18 protein-coding genes and 1 other RNA gene are annotated in these 16,477 nt (G+C 66.4%); 8 read left to right on the top strand and 11 right to left on the bottom strand.

Annotated elements, in window-relative coordinates; translation table 11 throughout:
• Positions 1-14 precede the first annotated feature (14 nt).
• Positions 15-521 carry a DUF2486 family protein gene (locus QYH69_RS19915; protein WP_308833523.1) on the top strand — a complete coding sequence of 169 codons (507 nt, stop codon included), beginning with the start codon at positions 15-17 and terminating at the stop codon, positions 519-521.
• 66 nt (positions 522-587) lie between these two features.
• Here the strand turns inward: QYH69_RS19915 and QYH69_RS19910 are convergent, their stop codons facing one another.
• Positions 588-926, bottom strand: coding sequence for a c-type cytochrome (locus tag QYH69_RS19910; protein WP_308833522.1), 339 nt, complete (start codon positions 924-926; stop codon positions 588-590).
• Positions 927-1,128: 202 nt separating this feature from the next.
• The gene (gene ilvD, locus QYH69_RS19905) at positions 1,129-2,802 is read right to left on the bottom strand and encodes a dihydroxy-acid dehydratase (protein WP_308833521.1); all 1,674 of its coding nucleotides are present in this window, start codon (positions 2,800-2,802) and stop codon (positions 1,129-1,131) included.
• Positions 2,803-2,980: 178 nt separating this feature from the next.
• Between ilvD and QYH69_RS19900 the strand changes: the two genes are divergently transcribed.
• On the top strand, positions 2,981-4,018 hold the full coding sequence (locus tag QYH69_RS19900; protein ID WP_308833520.1) for a LysR family transcriptional regulator: 1,038 nt from the start codon (positions 2,981-2,983) through the stop codon (positions 4,016-4,018).
• Positions 4,019-4,025: 7 nt separating this feature from the next.
• Positions 4,026-4,931 (top strand): prolipoprotein diacylglyceryl transferase, encoded by a 906-nt coding sequence (gene lgt / locus QYH69_RS19895; RefSeq protein WP_308833519.1) that lies wholly within the window; start codon positions 4,026-4,028, stop codon positions 4,929-4,931.
• 170 nt (positions 4,932-5,101) lie between these two features.
• On the opposite strand, the gene QYH69_RS19890 is transcribed toward lgt, so the two are convergent.
• The 5 genes from QYH69_RS19890 to QYH69_RS19870 form a co-directional block, all read right to left on the bottom strand.
• The gene (locus tag QYH69_RS19890) at positions 5,102-5,836 is read right to left on the bottom strand and encodes an SIMPL domain-containing protein (RefSeq protein ID WP_308833518.1); all 735 of its coding nucleotides are present in this window, start codon (positions 5,834-5,836) and stop codon (positions 5,102-5,104) included.
• 151 nt (positions 5,837-5,987) lie between these two features.
• A complete protein-coding gene (locus tag QYH69_RS19885; protein WP_308833517.1) occupies positions 5,988-6,458 on the bottom strand; it encodes an EVE domain-containing protein in 471 nt (156 codons plus the stop codon).
• A 109-nt stretch (positions 6,459-6,567) separates the two neighbouring features.
• Positions 6,568-6,749: non-coding RNA, 6S RNA (ssrS, locus tag QYH69_RS19880), on the bottom strand.
• 84 nt (positions 6,750-6,833) lie between these two features.
• Entirely contained in the window at positions 6,834-7,148 is a 315-nt protein-coding gene (locus QYH69_RS19875) for a cell division protein ZapA (protein WP_075156532.1), read from the bottom strand.
• Positions 7,145-7,507 (bottom strand): ATPase, encoded by a 363-nt coding sequence (locus QYH69_RS19870; protein WP_308833599.1) that lies wholly within the window; start codon positions 7,505-7,507, stop codon positions 7,145-7,147. The genes QYH69_RS19875 and QYH69_RS19870 overlap by 4 nt, the downstream gene beginning before the upstream one ends.
• A gap of 696 nt (positions 7,508-8,203) precedes the next feature.
• On the opposite strand from QYH69_RS19870, the gene QYH69_RS19865 reads away from it, so the two are divergent.
• The 5 genes from QYH69_RS19865 to cobC all read left to right on the top strand — a co-directional run bounded on the left by QYH69_RS19865 (position 8,204) and on the right by cobC (position 12,750).
• A complete protein-coding gene (locus tag QYH69_RS19865) occupies positions 8,204-9,217 on the top strand; it encodes an iron ABC transporter permease (RefSeq protein WP_308833516.1) in 1,014 nt (337 codons plus the stop codon).
• Positions 9,217-10,149, top strand: a complete 933-nt coding sequence (locus QYH69_RS19860; RefSeq protein WP_374992457.1) for an ABC transporter ATP-binding protein — start codon at positions 9,217-9,219, stop codon at positions 10,147-10,149. Before QYH69_RS19865 ends, QYH69_RS19860 begins: the two co-directional genes overlap by 1 nt.
• Before the next feature lie 22 nt (positions 10,150-10,171).
• Positions 10,172-11,224, top strand: a complete 1,053-nt coding sequence (gene cobT / locus QYH69_RS19855; protein ID WP_308833514.1) for a nicotinate-nucleotide--dimethylbenzimidazole phosphoribosyltransferase — start codon at positions 10,172-10,174, stop codon at positions 11,222-11,224.
• Positions 11,225-11,416: 192 nt separating this feature from the next.
• On the top strand, positions 11,417-12,175 hold the full coding sequence (locus QYH69_RS19850) for an adenosylcobinamide-GDP ribazoletransferase (RefSeq protein ID WP_308833513.1): 759 nt from the start codon (positions 11,417-11,419) through the stop codon (positions 12,173-12,175).
• Entirely contained in the window at positions 12,160-12,750 is a 591-nt protein-coding gene (gene cobC, locus QYH69_RS19845; protein ID WP_075156536.1) for an alpha-ribazole phosphatase, read from the top strand. Before QYH69_RS19850 ends, cobC begins: the two co-directional genes overlap by 16 nt.
• 4 nt (positions 12,751-12,754) lie before the next feature.
• Here the strand turns inward: cobC and QYH69_RS19840 are convergent, their stop codons facing one another.
• The 4 genes from QYH69_RS19840 to cobU are packed head-to-tail and all read right to left on the bottom strand — an operon-like array spanning position 12,755 to position 16,331.
• The gene (locus tag QYH69_RS19840; protein WP_374992456.1) at positions 12,755-13,720 is read right to left on the bottom strand and encodes a cobalamin-binding protein; all 966 of its coding nucleotides are present in this window, start codon (positions 13,718-13,720) and stop codon (positions 12,755-12,757) included.
• A 4-nt stretch (positions 13,721-13,724) separates the two neighbouring features.
• On the bottom strand, positions 13,725-14,777 hold the full coding sequence (cobD, locus tag QYH69_RS19835) for a threonine-phosphate decarboxylase CobD (RefSeq protein WP_308833511.1): 1,053 nt from the start codon (positions 14,775-14,777) through the stop codon (positions 13,725-13,727).
• Positions 14,778-14,816: 39 nt separating this feature from the next.
• Positions 14,817-15,752 carry an adenosylcobinamide-phosphate synthase CbiB gene (gene cbiB / locus QYH69_RS19830; RefSeq protein ID WP_308833510.1) on the bottom strand — a complete coding sequence of 312 codons (936 nt, stop codon included), beginning with the start codon at positions 15,750-15,752 and terminating at the stop codon, positions 14,817-14,819.
• A 3-nt stretch (positions 15,753-15,755) separates the two neighbouring features.
• Positions 15,756-16,331, bottom strand: coding sequence for a bifunctional adenosylcobinamide kinase/adenosylcobinamide-phosphate guanylyltransferase (gene cobU, locus QYH69_RS19825; protein WP_308833598.1), 576 nt, complete (start codon positions 16,329-16,331; stop codon positions 15,756-15,758).
• Positions 16,332-16,477 lie beyond the last annotated feature (146 nt).

Genomic DNA, 16,477 nt, shown 5'->3' with positions numbered 1-16,477 from the left:
TTGACGGAGCACCTATGCCCCATTCGAACGAGTCTTCTTCTCCCGACGCCATCCCCGTGCTCAGCGACGTGATCGTGCAGGGCGACCCCGCGCAGGGGCGCGATGTGCCCGAGCTCGTCGACATCTTGCCCGACGAGCCGGGGTTCGCCCGGCCGCCGGCCGCGGAGCGCGACACGGCGCCGCCGTATGCCGCGGCCGAGCCGGCTGCCGCTGCGTCTCAGGCGCAAGCCGCACCCGCACCCGGACCCACTCCGGCAATGGCGCCCGCGCCCGCCGCGCCGGCGACGCCGGACTACGACGCGAACCTGCTTGCCGAACGGCTGCGCGGCCGCTTCGCCAGTTTCCTGACCGGCGAAGGGCGCACGCTGATCGAAGCGCGTTGCCGCGACGCGATCCAGGAGCACAACGCATGGCTCGTGGGCCAGGTCACGCGCGAAGTGGCGATGCTGCTTGAAACGGAAGTCTCGGTCTGGATTCGCGAGGCGATCCGCGAAGAGTTGAAGCAGCGCGGCGACGTCTAAGGCCGAGGCTGAACCCGAGGAGCTCACGCGCGCGCATCCGTACCGCGTGCCAGGCGCTCCCGCGCATCACTTGAGCGTCAGAATCCAGCTCGCAAGCTGCGCCGCCTGGTCCGGTGTGACTTGCGTATTGGCCGGCATCGGCACAGCGCCCCAGACGCCCGCGCTGCCTTCGAGAATCTTGCGCGTCAGATACTGGTTCGCATCGCTGCGCGTCGAATAGCGCTCGGCGATGTCGTTGAGCGACGGCCCAAGAACGCGGCGCTTGACCGCATGGCAGCTCATGCAGTTTTCCTTTTGCGCGAGCATGAGGCCCGTCGACGCCTCCGCGCGGGCCGCGGCGGGCCCGAACAGAACGAAAGCCAGTGCGCCTGCCAACCCCATTGCCGCATACGACTTCGATTTCATGCTGGTCTCCGCCGGTCACGTCGCGCGGCGTGTTGCGCGCGCACATTGGCGTATCGTTTTGCTCGTACCGGGTGGTGCCGATTATAAAAGCAAAGGGGCACCCGGAATCTCTCCGGAGTGCCCCTTAGCCTTCAGGCGGATTGTGCGCGCGGCGTGCGTGGCTCCGGGTCGAGCCCGCGCCCGGAACGCGCGTGGCTCGCGTTTAGCCCGTGACGGCGCCCTTGTTGGCCGGCTGGGCGAGCGCCGCGTACTTCGCGAGCACGCCGCGCGTGTAGCGCGGCTTCGGCTGCTTCCATGCGGCGCGGCGGCGCTGCAGTTCGGCGTCGTCGATGTTCAGCTGCAGCAGCAGCTTGTGCGCGTCGATCGTGATCGAATCGCCTTCCTGCACGAGCGCGATCGTGCCGCCGACGAACGCTTCCGGCGCGACGTGGCCGACCACCATGCCCCACGTGCCGCCGGAGAAGCGGCCGTCGGTGATGAGCCCGACCGATTCGCCGAGACCCTTGCCGATGATCGCGGAAGTGGGCGCGAGCATTTCGGGCATGCCCGGGCCGCCTTGCGGGCCGAGGTAGCGCAGCACGACCACGTCGCCGGCCTTGATCCTGTCGGCGAGAATCGCGTCCATCGCGCTTTGCTCGTCGTCGAACACGCGCGCCGGGCCCGTGATGACCGGGTTCTTGAGCCCCGTGATCTTCGCGACCGCGCCGTTTTCCGCGAGGTTGCCCTTCAGGATCGCAAGGTGACCTTGCTTGTAGAGCGCCTTGTCGATCGGGAAAATCACGTCCTGATCGGCACGCGGTTTCGACGGCACGTCCTTCAGTTCTTCAGCGAGCGTGCGGCCGGTAATGGTCATGCAATCGCCGTGCAGCAGGCCCGCGTCGAGCAGGATCTTCAGCACTTGCGGGATGCCGCCTGCCTGATGCAGATCGGTCGCGACATACTTGCCCGACGGCTTCAGGTCGCAGATAACGGGCACGCGCTGGCGGATGCGTTCGAAGTCTTCGATCGTCCATTCCACTTCGGCCGCGTGCGCGATCGCGAGATAGTGCAGCACCGCGTTCGTCGAGCCGCCGGTCGCCATGATCAGCGACACCGCGTTCTCGATCGACTTCTTCGTGATGATGTCGCGCGGCTTGAGGTCCTTCTTCACGGCTTCGACGAGCACGCGTGCCGATTCGGCGGCCGAGTCGACCTTTTCCTGGTCCGGGTTCGCCATCGTCGACGAACACATCAGCGACATGCCGAGCGCCTCGAACGACGAGCTCATCGTGTTCGCCGTGTACATGCCGCCGCACGACCCCGTGGTCGGGCAGGAGTTTTTCTCGATGCCTTCGAAATCTTCCTCGGACATGCGGCCCGCGGTGAATTCGCCGACGGCTTCGAACGACGAAACGATCGTCAGCGCCTGGCCCTTCCAGTTGCCCGGCTTGATCGTGCCGCCGTACACGTAGATGCCCGGCACGTTCGCGCGCGCAAGGCCGATCATGCCGCCCGGCATGTTCTTGTCGCAACCGCCGACCACCACGACGCCGTCCATCCACTGGCCCTGCACGCAGGTCTCGATACAGTCCGCGATCACTTCGCGCGAGACGAGCGAGTACTTCATGCCTTCGGTGCCCATCGACATGCCGTCGGAAATCGTCGGCGTGCCGAAAATCTGCGGGTTCGCGTCGGCGCCCTTGACCGCGGCCACGGCCGCGTCCGCGAGACGCTGCAGGCCGGCGTTGCACGGCGTGATCGTCGAGTGGCCATTGGCGACGCCGATCATCGGCTTGTCGAAGTCATCCTTCTTGTAGCCGATGGCGTAATACATCGAACGGTTCGGCGAGCGGGCGACGCCTTGCGTGATGTTCTTCGAACGACGGTTGTACGACATGGGGAGCTCCATCCGGTTTGTTGTGTGCGGCGCGCCGGCAGTGCGCTTGCACCGGTGAATCGGGCGTCAATGCAGTGTAGGCCGGGCGCGTCGCGCAAGAATGCAGTTTCCCTGAAAGAATGTCCAATATATTATTGATGGCTGATTAGGTCGTAAAAGGTATTAATTGAGGCTGCCCATGTCCGTCCCGGCCATTCCCGATCTGCGCCAGCTCCGTTACTTCGTCGCGGTCGCCGAGGAGAAGCACTTCGGCCGCGCGGCGGCGCGCCTGTCGATGACGCAGCCGCCGCTGTCGCAGGCCATCCGCGCGCTCGAGGAGACGCTCGGCGTCGAGCTGTTCGCGCGCACGAAGCGCTCGGTCGAACTGACGCCGGTCGGCGCCGATCTGCTGCCCGAGGTGCGGCGGCTGCTCGCGAGCGCGGAAGCGCTGCGGCCGCTCGCGCAAAGTCTGGCGCGCGGCGAGTCGGGCGGGCTGTCGCTGTCGTTTGTCTCGACGGCCGATTACGGTTTGCTGCCGCCGTTGCTGCGCGACTTCGGCGTGCGTCATCCGCGCGTGCGGCTGCAACTGGCCGAGGCGACGAGCGACGTGCAGTTCGAGGAACTCGTCGCCGGTCATATCGATGCGGGCCTCGTGATCGGCCCGCTGCCGCCGCGCTACGCGACGCAGCTATCGTGGCTTTCGATCGCGCGCGAGCCGCTCGTGATCGCGATGTCCGCGCAACAGGCGGCGCGTATCGAAGCGGAGAGAGGCGGCGTGGCGTATGAAGCAGGCGAGCAGGCCGCCGCGATCGCCGCGGCCGTTCCCGAATGGCGCGACACGCCGATCAGTCTGCGCGATGCCGCCGACGCACCGCTTGTGATCTTTCCGCGCCGTTTGGCGCCGAGCTTTTATGACATCATTATGGATTGCTACGGCGTCGCCGGACTCACGCCGCGTATCGGCCAGGAGGCGATCCAGATGCAGACCATCGTCAGCCTCGTGTCGGCGGGCATGGGCGTCGCATTGGTGCCGCAATCGTTGCGTAATCTGCGGCGCACCGGTGTCGTCTACCGGCCGTTGACCGAAGCCGTGCCTGCCATCGAAACGGGGCTCGTCTGGCGCACGCAGGCGGTCAGCCCGGTGCTCGCCGGTTTCATCGAAATCGCACGTGCGCATGCCCGGCATCTCCGAAACTTCGGCGCGCCATCCGAATCTGTCAGAACCGAACTCCGATAATCACACGATGCTCATTCACCCGAATTTCGATCCCGTCGCCATTCATCTGGGTCCGCTCGCCGTGCGCTGGTACGGCCTCATGTATCTCGTCGCGTTTATCGCGGCGATCGTGATCGGCCGTTTGCGACTGCGTTTGCCGCATGTCGCCGCACAAGGCTGGACCGCGAAAGACATCGACGACATGCTGTTCTACGGCGTGCTCGGCACGATTCTCGGCGGCCGGCTCGGCTATGTGCTGTTCTACAAGGCGAGCTTCTACTTCGCGCATCCGCTCGACATCTTCAAGGTGTGGGAAGGCGGGATGTCGTTTCACGGCGGCTTTCTCGGCGTCGTGATCGCAATGACGATCTTCGGCTGGCAACGCAACCGCACGTGGCTGCAAGTGACGGACTTCGTCGCGCCGCTCGTGCCGACCGGTCTCGCGGCCGGGCGCCTTGGCAACTTCATCAACGGCGAACTGTGGGGGCGCGTGACGGAGCCGTCCGCGCCGTGGGCGATGCTATTCCCGGGCGCCGCACCCGACGACGCCGCGTGGCTCGCCGCGCATCCGGCGCAAGCCGCGCAGTGGCATCTGAACGAGGTGTTCGCGCAATATCATCTGCTGCCGCGCCATCCGTCCGAGCTCTATGAAATCGCGCTCGAAGGCGTTGCGCTGTTTTTCGTGCTGATTCTGTTCTCGCGCAAGCCGCGGCCCGTCGGTGCGATATCGGCCGTGTTCCTGATCGGCTATGGGCTCGCGCGCTTTACCGTCGAATTTGCGCGCGAGCCGGACGACTTCCTCGGCTTGCTCGCGCTCGGCCTGTCGATGGGGCAGTGGCTGTCGCTGCCGATGATCGTCGCCGGCGTCGCGTTGCTTGTATGGTCGTATCGGCGCGCGGGCCGGCAGGCACAGCAAGCGGTCAACGCGGGTTGAGCCTGCGCAGCGGCTTACCCGCGCGAGATACCGCGCGAGGTCGCTGCAAAACGCGAGTGAAATGAACAACGCCACGGCATGCCGTGGCGTTTCAGTTCCTACAAGACGCGGCGCTACGCATGCGTTCAAGCATCAGGCCAGCGTCGAAACACGTGACGACAGCACGTCGATCACTTCATCTGGACCGACCCCGATACATTGACCGTCACCGTCGACGTGCCGCCTTCGAGCGGCACGGGCGGGGCCATCTTCGCATCGGCGGACATCGCGCGCGCGCTCATCATCATCACGGGCCGCGGCGCAATCGGGCCGCCATGTCCGACGTTGACCTCGCGAATCGTATAGCCGCTATAGCCGAACGCTTGCGCCGACGACGCGGCCTGCTTGCGGAACGACTCGATTGCCTCGCCGGTCAGCTTCTGCTCGGCCGCGCGCTGCGCTTCCGGCGACAACGAGAACTGCACGTTGCCGACCTGCATGGCCGGCGCCATCTGCCCGGCGAGCTTCGACGCGGCGGCGAAGTCGTGCGATTCGAGCACGACCTCCGTGCGTCCGCGCCATGCGGAGATGCGGCCATCGCGATCGGTTGAAGGAAAGATCGAGAACGAACCGGTGCGCGCGGTCACGCCCGAAACGCCCTTCGCCTTCCGCAGCGCGGCATCCGCGCGCTGGTTCAGCGTGGTGGTCAACGTCGACGGGTCGCTTGCTTCCTGCTCGTAGAACAGCGTGATGTCGACGACGTCCTGCGGCACTTCGGAACTCGCCTGCGCATTGAGCGACAGCACGCCCGACGGCTGATAAGGCACGATGGTTTGCGCGTGCACCACGCCGGCCTGAAGCGCGATGATGAGAGGGACCGCACAGCGTCCGGCAACGGCCCATGCGAGCCTGGTTTTTGTGGTCATGGGTTCGACTCCTTGGTTAGGCGAGGGCGCAAGCGCGCATGCGGCGGTGCATGCGGATGCGGCAATGCGATCCGATGCGTGCGCATGCGAGCTTGCAAGTCCCTTGCGATCGCGTTAGGCGGTAACCTTGCCGATGTGGTTCCCGAACTCGTCACGCGGCCGGCTTCGCGAGCCGCCGGGTAATGAAATTCCACTGCGCGTCCGTAACCGGCGTGATGGACAATCGATTGCCTTTGGCGAGCACGCGCATATCGGCGAGTTCTTCGTGCGCGCGCAACGCGGCTAGCGGAATCAGCTCGATCTTCTTTTTGAACACGACATCGACGAGCATCCAGCGCGGCGTTTCCTGAGACGACTTCGCGTCGTAGTACGGGCTCTTCGGATCGAACTGGGTGGGGTCGGGATAGGCCGTCGACGAGACTTCCGCAAGCCCCGCGATACCGGGCTCGGGACAGCTCGAGTGATAGAACAGCACGCCGTCGCCGATCTGCATGATGTCGCGCATGAAGTTGCGTGCCTGATAGTTGCGCACGCCGGTCCAAGGCAGCGTGTGCTTCTTTGCGTTGGCGAGATCGTCGATGCTTGCTTCGTCCGGTTCGGACTTCATGAGCCAGTAGCGCATGTGTCGTATCAGTCCAATGAGTTGACCAATGAGCGATTCGATAAGCGCGCACCCATACCGGGGCACCAATGAAAAACGGCACCGGACGATTGTCCGATGCCGTTCGAAATAGGTCCCCGCCTTAGCCGCTAGGCCGGCATCCTGAACCGGAGGTTCAGAATTGGTCGCAGTTAGCAGCACTTCGGGTACATCAGACAGAGTGACGCGCACGCCCGTGCTACAAATTTCCGCAACCGTGCACATGGCATTGGTTCAAGGAATATATGACCTTGGCGAACCAGGCAGGGAAGCTTAAACCGGTGAAGCTTAAAGATGCTTGGTGAACACTGCAATGACCATTGCAACAAGCGCCTTGATGACCACTGCGGTGAAACCTCAATGAGCGCTGTATTGCTCGATCACTGTATCGAGCTGCTCATTCATCTGCGCCATTGTACGCCGGATTTCCTCGGCGGGAAAAGATTCTCCGTGACGAACACTCGTTTGCAACTGAAGCAGTTCCGATGCCAGCGAAAGCGCCGCCATCACCGCGATGCGGTCCTGGCCGCGCACATTGCTGCTCGCGCGAATTTTCGACATTTCGGCGTCGACGCGTGCGACCGCTTCGAGCAGTTCGGCCTCGGTTTCCGGCGAGCAGGCAAGACGATACACCTGGCCGAGAATCGACACTTCGATCTGCTTCGTGGTCATGCGTTTTCTCCGTGACGGGTCACATCGCTATGCGCGCTTTCATGCTCGTCGTGATGATCGGGGTTGAGCAGGTCGAGCTGATTATCGGGCTCGGCATGTGCACGCGCACGCGGCAGTTTTTCGAGGATGGCGTTAAGGCGCACCTGCGCGTCGTCGATCTTGGCAGACAGCGTGTCGCGTTCGGCTTGCAACGCATTGCGCTCTTCGCGAAGCTGTTCGAGTTCGGCGCGTGTCGCATCGCATTCGGCGCGAGCGTTGGCGAGCTGCGCTTCGAGTGAGACGCGTGCTTCCTGATGCCGCTGGCTGATCTGGATCAGGCGGCCGATGTTCTTTGACAGGGTTTCGAGTTCGGTGAGCATGGGGCTGCGTCCTCTAGAGACCCCGCATTTTAGCGCGGAATGCACGACGATCGGGCATTTGTCTCGTTTCGAGACGTAACAGCAGCGCTTTCTGCGGTTTTTGCTCGCATTGCGTGTCGTCGAAGCGGACCGCGCGATGCGTAAAACACTCAACGTATACGCGTTTTCTGCATGAAGCAACGTTCTATGGGACTGAGGAATGGGCCGTCGCGGCAGCGTCGGCCGAGCGGGGCCACGAGGAGAACGGCGTTCTGTCGGCGCACGCAAAGCGGGCGACCGTCGGCGAAACGATGCGCCAATCCCTTCGTCCTGCCGACCTATCGCATACGCTTTGCAAACCCGTGATGGTCACCGGCGATCGCCGATCCGTGGCAATCGCGTACGCCCGTGCATCGCCGCGATATTCCTGTTCGCGCCGCGCAAACCGTTAATATCTCGGCTACGGGCAGCGCCAGAGGCGAGCGGTGGAAGGCTGTTGCAAGCCGCTCCGGCGCATCGCGGCACGGTGGCGCGCGGCATGGTCCGACGCGCAGCATAGTCCGGCGCGCAGCATGGTCTGGTCGTGAGCGCAAATAAACTGAACCCGTTCGACAACGATGATGAATTCGCCTGCACGTATCCCCCTCGCCAGCGCATCGGCCCACCGTGACTGATCTCGCGCAAACGAATCGTTCGGCGCAGACGGTTGCGCACGCAATGACCTCGCGCCGCGCGGCCGCGATCTGGGCCATGCTCGCCGTGCTCGCACTGATTATTTTCGTCGCTTCGCTTGCACTCGGCAGCGTGCCGATCGCGCCCGCGCGCGTGCTGGCGGCGCTCGTACCGGCACCCGCATCCGTGCATGGCGCGCCGGCCGATGTCGCCGGCGAGATCGTCCGCACCTTGCGGCTGCCGCGCGCGCTGGCCGGCTTTGCATGCGGCGCGCTGCTCGCACTCGCAGGCGCGCTGCTGCAGGTGCTGTTGCGCAATCCGCTTGCCGAGCCCTATGTGCTCGGCGTCTCGGGCGGCGCCGCGACCTTCGCGCTGTTCGCGATGATGGCCGGCTGCGCGTGGTGGGTCGTCGATGCCAGCGCATGCGCCGGTGCGTTCGCGTCGATCCTCTTCGTGCTCGGGCTCGCGCGCGGCGAACTGTGGCGCGGCGAACCGCAGGACACGTCGCCGCGACTGCTGCTGACGGGTGCCGTGATCGCCGCCGGCTGGGGCGCGGTCATCACGCTGCTATTGACTGTCGCGCCCGAAAGCCGCCTGCGCGGCATGCTGTTCTGGCTGACCGGCGATCTGAACGGCAACACGCTGCCGTGGGCCGCGCTTGCGGCCGCGGTGCTCGCGATGGCCGCGATCGTGCCCGTCGCGCCGCAGCTGAACGTGCTGTTGCGCGGCGATGCTGCCGCGCGTGCGCTCGGCGTGCCGGTCGTGCGCTTGCGCCTGCGCGTCTATCTCGTCGCGTCGCTGGCGACGGCCGCGGCCGTGACGACCGGCGGTACGATCGGCTTCGTCGGTCTGGTCGTGCCGCATATGCTGCGGCTCGCATTCGGCAACGACCAGCGCATGCTGCTGCCCGCGGCCGCGCTCGGCGGCGGCGCGGCCGTGATGGGCGCGGACCTCGTCGCGCGCACGGCGATCGCGCCCGCGCAATTGCCGGTCGGCGTGATCACCGCGCTCGCGGGCGTACCGGTGTTCCTGTGGATGCTGTTGCACAGGCGGCGATGATGAAGACCCATTCGAACGCAGCGTTCGCCGCCTCGCTTCGCGCGCAGCACGTGACCTTGCGTGCGGGCACACGCACGCTCGTCGATGACTTCACGCATGCGTTCCATCCGGGCGAGATCTGGTGCATTGCCGGGCCGAACGGCGCGGGCAAGACGACCTTGATCGCGACGCTCGCGGGCCTCGTGCGCCCGGCTGCAGGCCATGTCGAAATCGACGGCACGCGCGTGGCCGACTGGCCATCCGCGCGTCTCGCGCAACGTCGCGCGTTGATGCCGCAAAGCGTGCACGACGCGTTTAGCGCGAGTGTGCTCGACATCGTGTTGCTGAACCGTTTTCCGCATCTGACCGGCTGGGGCTGGGAGCGCGCCGACGATCGCGCGGCCGCCCAGGCCGCGCTCGCGCTGCTGGGCCTCGCGGACTTCGCGCGGCGCGACGTGCTGTCGCTGTCGGGCGGCGAGCGCCAGCGTGTGGCGTTGGCGGCCGTGCTGTGCCAGGATGCGCCGCTGCTGTTGCTCGACGAGCCGCTTGCGCATCTCGATCTGCATCATCAGATCGACTGCCTCGAAGCGCTCAGCGGATGGACGCACGCGACGGGCGACGTGAAGCGTGAGGAGAAGCACGAAGAGCAGCGCGCCGGCCACGGCAACGACTGCGGCGCGGCGCGCACAATCCTCTTTTCATGCCATGACCTCAATCTCGCGCGGCGCTTCGCGACGCACGCACTGCTGCTCGACGGCCGCGGCAGAATCGATGCCGGCCCCGCGCGCGACGTGCTGACGCCGGAACTCGCGAGTCGCGCGTTCGGCTATCCGCTCGCGCTGATCCGCGACGGGGACCACGAAGCGCTGGTTCCCGCGCTGCGGCCCTACACTGGAGCCCGCGCGATGCCGCCGTTCGCGCGCGCCCGCAACAACACACGGACTTCCCATTGACGATCCTCACCCGATTCCATCCATGACACACGCGTATTTCCCGCCGGCTGTCGAAGCGCTCGATCAAACGATGCGTGCCGAACTGCAGCACATCATCGATACGAAGACGAAGCCGCCCGGCAGCCTCGGCCAGCTCGAAGCGCTCGCGCTGCAAATGGGCCTGATCCAGCGCACGGCGCGTCCGCGCATCGAACGTCCGGTGATGATCGTGTTCGCAGCCGATCACGGTATTGCGGCGGAGGGTGTGAGCCCATATCCGCAGGAAGTCACCGCGCAGATGGTGCTGAATTTCCTCGCGGGCGGCGCGGCGATCAATGCGCTCGCCGCAGTCGCGGGCGTGACGCTCGAAGTCGTCAACGCGGGCGTGGCGACGCCGCTTCCGTCGGCGGCGCAATTCGTCGATATTCCGGTCGCACGCGGCACGCGCAATTTCGCCAACCAGCCGGCAATGACGCGTGACGAAGCACTGACCGCGCTGCAGGCCGGCGCGGCGCGCGTGCGGTATCACGCGGCGCTTGGCACGAACGTGATCGGCTTCGGCGAAATGGGCATCGCGAACACGTCGGCGGCTGCTTGCGTGATGAGCCGGCTCTGTGCGCTGCCGATCGATGCATGCGTCGGGCGCGGCACCGGTCTCGACGACGCGGGACTCGCGAAAAAGCGCGACGTGCTCGCCGCCGCGCTCGAACGTCATACCAACGCGCGCGAACCGCTCGACGTGCTCGCGACCTTCGGCGGCTTCGAGATCGCGATGATGGCGGGCGCTTACGTCGCGGCGGCGCAGGCGCGCATGACGATTCTCGTCGATGGCTTTATCGCTAGCGCGGCATTGCTCGTTGCGCTCGCGCTGGCGCCGGCCGTGCGCGATTACTGCGTGTTCGCGCACGCGTCGAACGAAACCGGGCATCGGCGCATGCTCGAACACCTGGGCGCGAAGCCGTTGCTCGCGCTCGACCTGCGCTTGGGCGAAGGGACCGGCGCGGCGCTTGCCGTGCCGCTGTTGCGCGCGGCCGCCGCCTTCATCAACGAGATGGCGAGTTTCGAATCGGCGGGTGTGGCGAATCGCGATGCATGACAAGCCATACGCCGGCGGCTCGCAAGAACGATCGCAAGGGCGACCGCACGAACGGTCGCACGAAGGGACACACGAAGGGACACACAAACGGACGCACGAATGCATGCATGAGCGAACCCGCGAGCGGACCCGTCGATGCTCGCGCAGCATGCGCACGCGCACCGAATCGTACGAAGGCGAAAGTGCACGACGATGAATCCGCTCGCTGAACTGCGTTACTTTTTTACCGCGCTCGGCTACTTCACGCGTGTGCCGGTGCCGCGCTGGGTCGGCTACGAGCCGCACTATCTGAACGGCGCGGCGCGTTATTTCCCGCTGGTCGGCGTCATCGTCGGTGCGCTCGGCGCGCTCGTGTATCTCGCGGCGCTGCGTTTTTTTCCACCGGGCATTGCCGTGCTGCTGTCGATGGCCGCGACGCTTTTCGTGACCGGTGCATTTCACGAGGATGGCCTTGCGGATTGCATCGATGCGTTCGGTGGTGCCTATTCGCGCGAAGATGTATTACGCATCATGCAAGACTCGCGCATCGGTGCTTTCGGCGCGATCGCACTGGTGGTTTCGCTCGCGTTGAAATGGCAGACGCTTGCGGTATTGCCGCCGTTGCGTGCAGCGTGGCTGATGCTTGCCGCGCATGCGGCAAGTCGCGCGTGTGCGATCAGCTACCTCGTCACGCTCGATTACGTGCGCGCCGAAGGCAAGGCAAAACCTGTCGCGCGGCGGATGACGCATGGCGCGTTTGCGTGTGCGCTGTTGTCAGGCGTGCCATGGATTTTCTGGCCCGACTGGCGCGAAGGTTGCTTGGTCGCCGCGGTGCTGTGCGCGCTGCGTATCGCGCTCGGCCGCTATTTCGTGCGGCGCATCGGCGGTTATACCGGCGATTGCCTCGGCTTCGCGCAGCAGGTCTTCGAACTGGCTATTTATCTGACGGGGGTCGCATGGATGTGGTCCTGATTCGTCACCCGGCTGTCAATGTCGATGCGGGTATCTGTTACGGTAACAGCGACGTGCCGCTCGCGGACGGCCCCGAGACATCGGCCGAAGCGATCGCGGTGCGCCTCGCGACCTTGCAGGTGCCTGCGCCGCGCGTCGTGCTGACGAGTCCGCTTACACGCTGCGCGACGGTTGCCGCGGCGCTGGCGGGCAACTTCGGCTGTACCGCGAGCAGCGACGACAGTCTGAAGGAGATGGACTTCGGCACGTGGGAGTTGCAGCGTTGGGACGATATCGATCGCGCGCTGATCGATGCATGGGCTGCCGATTTCGAAGGCGCGCGCGTGCATGGCGGCGAGAGCGTCGCGCAGTTCGTCACGCGCGTGCGCAGCTGGTTCGACGTCTACGAGCAGACGCGCGAGCTGAGTCCCGCGTATGTGGTCACGCATGCGGGCGTGATGCGCGTGATCGCGGCGCTGACGCTGAGGCTGACGGTGGACGTGTGTCTGCAATGGGCGCTCGACGCGAGCGCCGTCGTGTGGTTGAGGCGTAACGATGAGACGATGAAATGGGCGATCGTGCGCTGGAATGCGTGATCGACTATCGAGGTCTGCGCGAGCGCGCGACGTCGAGGTCTTCGCACAGTTGCGTCGCGCCTTGCGCAAGACGCGGCGTGGGGCGGTTGATCAGATCGCCGTCGATGGCAAAGAGGTTGTCGCGCGCCACCGCTGTGATCGCGGGCCATTGACGCCAGCTGTCGAGTTGCGGCAAGGCCGTATTCGATGCGGTTGCGCCCGGCGCCGCGGTGACGATCGCTTCGGGATTCGCGGCGAGCACGGCTTCGGTCGATACGGTCGGCACCAGCGGTTCGAGTTGCGCGAACACATTGCGTCCGCCGCATAGCGCGATCACGTCGCTGAGCAGGTGCGTGCCGTTCAAGGTCATGAGCGGGCGATCCCACACTTCATAGAACACGCTGACCGGCGGCTTGCCCGCGTAGCGCGCGCGCAAGCGCGCGATGTTCTGCCGGTAATCGTTTGCGGCCTCGTTCGCCGCGGACGATGTGCCCAGCAGCTCGCCGAGCTTCGTCAGCGTGGTTGCGACATCGTCGAGATGGCGCGGCTCGCTGAAAAAGAGCGGCACATGCAGTTCGCGCAACTGTTCGATCTGCCGTTGGGCATTGCCGTGCCGCCACACGACGATCAGATCGGGCCGCAGCGCGACGATGCGTTCGAGGTCGAGCGCCTTGTTGTCGCCGACGCGCGGCAACTGCTTCGCTTCGGGCGGGTAATCGCTGTAGCTGACCGCGCCGACGATCATTGCCGCGCCGCCTGCCGCGTAGAGAAGTTCGGTCGTGTGCGGGGCGAGGCTGACGACGCGTCGAGCGGGGGTCGTCAGCGTGACGGTGGCGCCGGTGTCGTCGGTAACGGCGATGGGCGCTGCGGCGGCGATCGCGGTGTGCGCGACCGTGATCGCGATGCACGCGATGCGCGCGGCGCGCGCCGCCTGCGTGGCGCGAGAGGAAACGCTCGTGAACGCTAACCCGCGCGATGGCCGCACGCGCATGACTTTATCGCGACGCATGCGTATCGATCTCGCGCACACTTTGCGATAGCGCGAGTTCGAGCCGCGTCCATCCGTCCTCCGTCGCGGGTAGCCCGACGCGTACGCTCGCCTGCTGCGCGAAGTAACGCGTCCAGATGCCGCGTTGCGCGAGTGCGCGATGCAACGCTTGCGCGCGTGTATCGGCGCTCCAGGCGAAGAGCGGCGTCGCGTGCACGCTCAGACCTTGCGCATGCAACAGCGCGGCGAGTCGCGCGCCTTCCTCGGCGAGCCGCGCGCGCATCTCGCGTTGCCACGCGGTATCCGTTAGCGCAGCCGCTATCGCATGACGCGCGGGCCCGCTCACGGTCCATGCACCGAGCGTTGCGCGCAGCGCGTCGAGCAGCGCGGGCGCCGCGAGCACGAAACCCGCGCGCGCACCGGCGAGCCCGAAGAACTTGCCCGGCGAGCGCAGCACGACGAGTCCCGGCCGCGCAGCGAATGAGGCTAGCGACGCCGACGGCGCGGGCATCGCATCGGCGAACGCCTCGTCGACGAGCAACGTGCCGCCGCGCGCCGACAATTGCGCATGCCACTCGAGCAGCGTGTTCGCGCTCGCGTAATCGGCGGTCGGATTATTCGGGTTCACGATCACCGCATGCGTAATTGCGTTGGGCGGCGTGGCGCGCGTCGTATCGAGCGGCACGATCTCGTGTCCCGCGCGCGAGAAAGCCGGCGCGTACTCGCTGTAGGTCAGCGGCGCGATGCCGACCGTCGCGCGCGGCAGCAACGCGGGCAGTGCGCGAATCGCCGCCTGGCTGCCCGCTACCGGCAGTACATGCGATGCGCCAGGCGCGCCGTAGTAGCGCGCGGCCAGCGCGGCGAAGCCGTCGCCGTCGTCGGGCAGGCGGCGCCACGCGTCGGCCGGAACCGGCGGCACAGGATAGCCGTGCGGATTGATGCCCGTCGACAGATCGAGCCACGCCTCGTACGGAATGCCGTACAGAAGCGCGGCTTCGTGCAGGTTGCCGCCATGGGTGATCGGAGGAGCGGGGGTGTCGGTCATGGAGTCGGTCATCATGTGCGGCGCGCTGGCGGCATGTACGGCATGTACGTATCTCTATGCCTGAAACGGCACGCTGGTCAGCGCGAGCACGATCAGCACGGCGAGCCACAGAATCTCCGTGCGCTCGACAAGCGCAAGCGCGGCATGCACGTGCGTGGCGCCCGGCGGTTCGCCCGCGCCCAACGTCGGCCGCCGCTCGAGCTCGCCGTTGTAGACGGCCGGCCCGCCGATCAGCACGTTGAGGCTGCCCGCGCCGGAGGCCATCACCGGCCCCGCGTTCGGGCTGTCCCAGCGCGGCGCCTGCTCGCGCCAGCAGCGCCAGGCGGTGCGCGTATCGCCGAGCAGCGCGTAGCTCGCGGCAGTCAGACGCGCGGGCGCCCAGTTCAGCACATCGTCGATGCGTGCGGCGGCCCAGCCGAAGCGCAGATAACGCGGCGTGCGGTAGCCCCACATCGCATCGAGCGTATTCGCGAGACGAAACGCGAGCGCGCCGGGGCCGCCGAACAGCGCGAACCAGAAGAGCGCGCCGAACACCGCATCGTTGCCGTTTTCGAGCGCCGATTCGACGGCGGCGCGCGCCAGCGCCGGTTCGTCCGCGTGCGCGGTTTCGCGCGACACGATCCGCGACGTCAGTTCGCGCGCCTCGTCGAGATCGCGCCGCCCGAGTGCCAGCGCGATCGGCGCGATATGCTCGCGCAGGCTGCGCGCGCCGAGCGCGAACCACAACAGCGCGACGTGCAGCACGCAGGCGAGCGTCAGCGGCAGAACCTCGACGAGCAGCCACGAGACCGCGACGGGCGGCACCACGGCCAGCGCCCAGGCGGCGAGCCCCGCGGGGCGGCCGCGGCGGCCTGTGTTGTAGTGGGCTTCGAGCCGCATCGCGAGGCGGCCGAATGCTTCGAGCGGGTGATGGCGGCGCGGCTCGCCGAACCAGCGGTCGACGATCATTCCGGCGGTCGCGCACGCGGCGATCAGAGGCATCGTCAGCATCGTTCAACGGCCCTTTGCGTGCAGCGACGCTTCGTTTGGAGCGGCCCCTTTCAGCGCCAACGGCAAACCCGCGACCATCAGCGTGACTGTCGACGCGCGCGCGGCGACGCGCTGATTGAGCCGGCCGAGTTCGTCTACGTAGAGCCGGGTCGCCGCGCCGAGCGGTACGACGCCAAGCCCGATCTCGTTGCTGACGACGATGACTTTCGCTTGCGCGGCGGCCAACGCCGCATCGAGTGCAGCAAAGCGCTGCGGATAGTCCGCGGCAGGCGCTGCGCCGTCGGCGGGGCACAGAAGATTGGCGAGCCACAGCGTCAGACAGTCGACAAGGATGCAGTGACCGGGCGCATCGGCGGCGCCGAGCGCGGCCGCGAGATCGAGCGGCGCTTCGACGATGCGCCAGTGCGCGGGCCGCCGTGCGCGGTGCAGTTCGACGCGCGCTGCGAATTCGGCGTCGGCAACGCGCGCGGTGGCGATATAGGTGACGGGCCGCGCGCTGTCGCTCGCGAGCCGTTCGGCGTGCGCGCTCTTGCCCGAGCGCGCGCCGCCGACGATAAAGGTGACGTCCGGTGAAATCATGCGCGTGATTGTACCGGCGCGATGCAATAATGCGGCTTTCGCCCTGTCTTCAGTGCGCGACGCGTCGCCGTCGCGCGCACTGCCTTTGACCTTGTCGACCACCACCACCACCACGCCATCCTGTTCATCCGGTCAGCCCGAGCGGC

It is taken from the genome of Paraburkholderia sp. SARCC-3016 (assembly GCF_031119615.1).
Lineage (GTDB): Bacteria > Pseudomonadota > Gammaproteobacteria > Burkholderiales > Burkholderiaceae > Paraburkholderia.
This window is presented reverse-complemented; position numbering and strand designations above follow the sequence as displayed.

What these genes read in the sequence shown, in the direction of transcription:
- QYH69_RS19870 (WP_308833599.1), bottom strand. Translation starts at nt 7,507, where the DNA reads ATGCTCACCGAACTCGAAACCCTGTCAAAGAACATCGGCCGCCTGATC.
- QYH69_RS19885 (WP_308833517.1), bottom strand. Translation starts at nt 6,458, where the DNA reads ATGCGCTACTGGCTCATGAAGTCCGAACCGGACGAAGCAAGCATCGAC.
- QYH69_RS19865 (WP_308833516.1), top strand. Translation starts at nt 8,204, where the DNA reads ATGACCTCGCGCCGCGCGGCCGCGATCTGGGCCATGCTCGCCGTGCTC.
- QYH69_RS19890 (WP_308833518.1), bottom strand. Translation starts at nt 5,836, where the DNA reads ATGACCACAAAAACCAGGCTCGCATGGGCCGTTGCCGGACGCTGTGCG.
- QYH69_RS19840 (WP_374992456.1), bottom strand. Translation starts at nt 13,720, where the DNA reads ATGCGCGTGCGGCCATCGCGCGGGTTAGCGTTCACGAGCGTTTCCTCT.
- cobT (WP_308833514.1), top strand. Translation starts at nt 10,172, where the DNA reads ATGACACACGCGTATTTCCCGCCGGCTGTCGAAGCGCTCGATCAAACG.
- QYH69_RS19910 (WP_308833522.1), bottom strand. Translation starts at nt 926, where the DNA reads ATGAAATCGAAGTCGTATGCGGCAATGGGGTTGGCAGGCGCACTGGCT.
- cobC (WP_075156536.1), top strand. Translation starts at nt 12,160, where the DNA reads ATGGATGTGGTCCTGATTCGTCACCCGGCTGTCAATGTCGATGCGGGT.
- cobU (WP_308833598.1), bottom strand. Translation starts at nt 16,331, where the DNA reads ATGATTTCACCGGACGTCACCTTTATCGTCGGCGGCGCGCGCTCGGGC.
- QYH69_RS19915 (WP_308833523.1), top strand. Translation starts at nt 15, where the DNA reads ATGCCCCATTCGAACGAGTCTTCTTCTCCCGACGCCATCCCCGTGCTC.
- ilvD (WP_308833521.1), bottom strand. Translation starts at nt 2,802, where the DNA reads ATGTCGTACAACCGTCGTTCGAAGAACATCACGCAAGGCGTCGCCCGC.
- QYH69_RS19900 (WP_308833520.1), top strand. Translation starts at nt 2,981, where the DNA reads ATGTCCGTCCCGGCCATTCCCGATCTGCGCCAGCTCCGTTACTTCGTC.
- cobD (WP_308833511.1), bottom strand. Translation starts at nt 14,777, where the DNA reads ATGATGACCGACTCCATGACCGACACCCCCGCTCCTCCGATCACCCAT.
- cbiB (WP_308833510.1), bottom strand. Translation starts at nt 15,752, where the DNA reads ATGCTGACGATGCCTCTGATCGCCGCGTGCGCGACCGCCGGAATGATC.
- QYH69_RS19875 (WP_075156532.1), bottom strand. Translation starts at nt 7,148, where the DNA reads ATGACCACGAAGCAGATCGAAGTGTCGATTCTCGGCCAGGTGTATCGT.
- QYH69_RS19860 (WP_374992457.1), top strand. Translation starts at nt 9,217, where the DNA reads ATGAAGACCCATTCGAACGCAGCGTTCGCCGCCTCGCTTCGCGCGCAG.
- lgt (WP_308833519.1), top strand. Translation starts at nt 4,026, where the DNA reads ATGCTCATTCACCCGAATTTCGATCCCGTCGCCATTCATCTGGGTCCG.
- QYH69_RS19850 (WP_308833513.1), top strand. Translation starts at nt 11,417, where the DNA reads ATGAATCCGCTCGCTGAACTGCGTTACTTTTTTACCGCGCTCGGCTAC.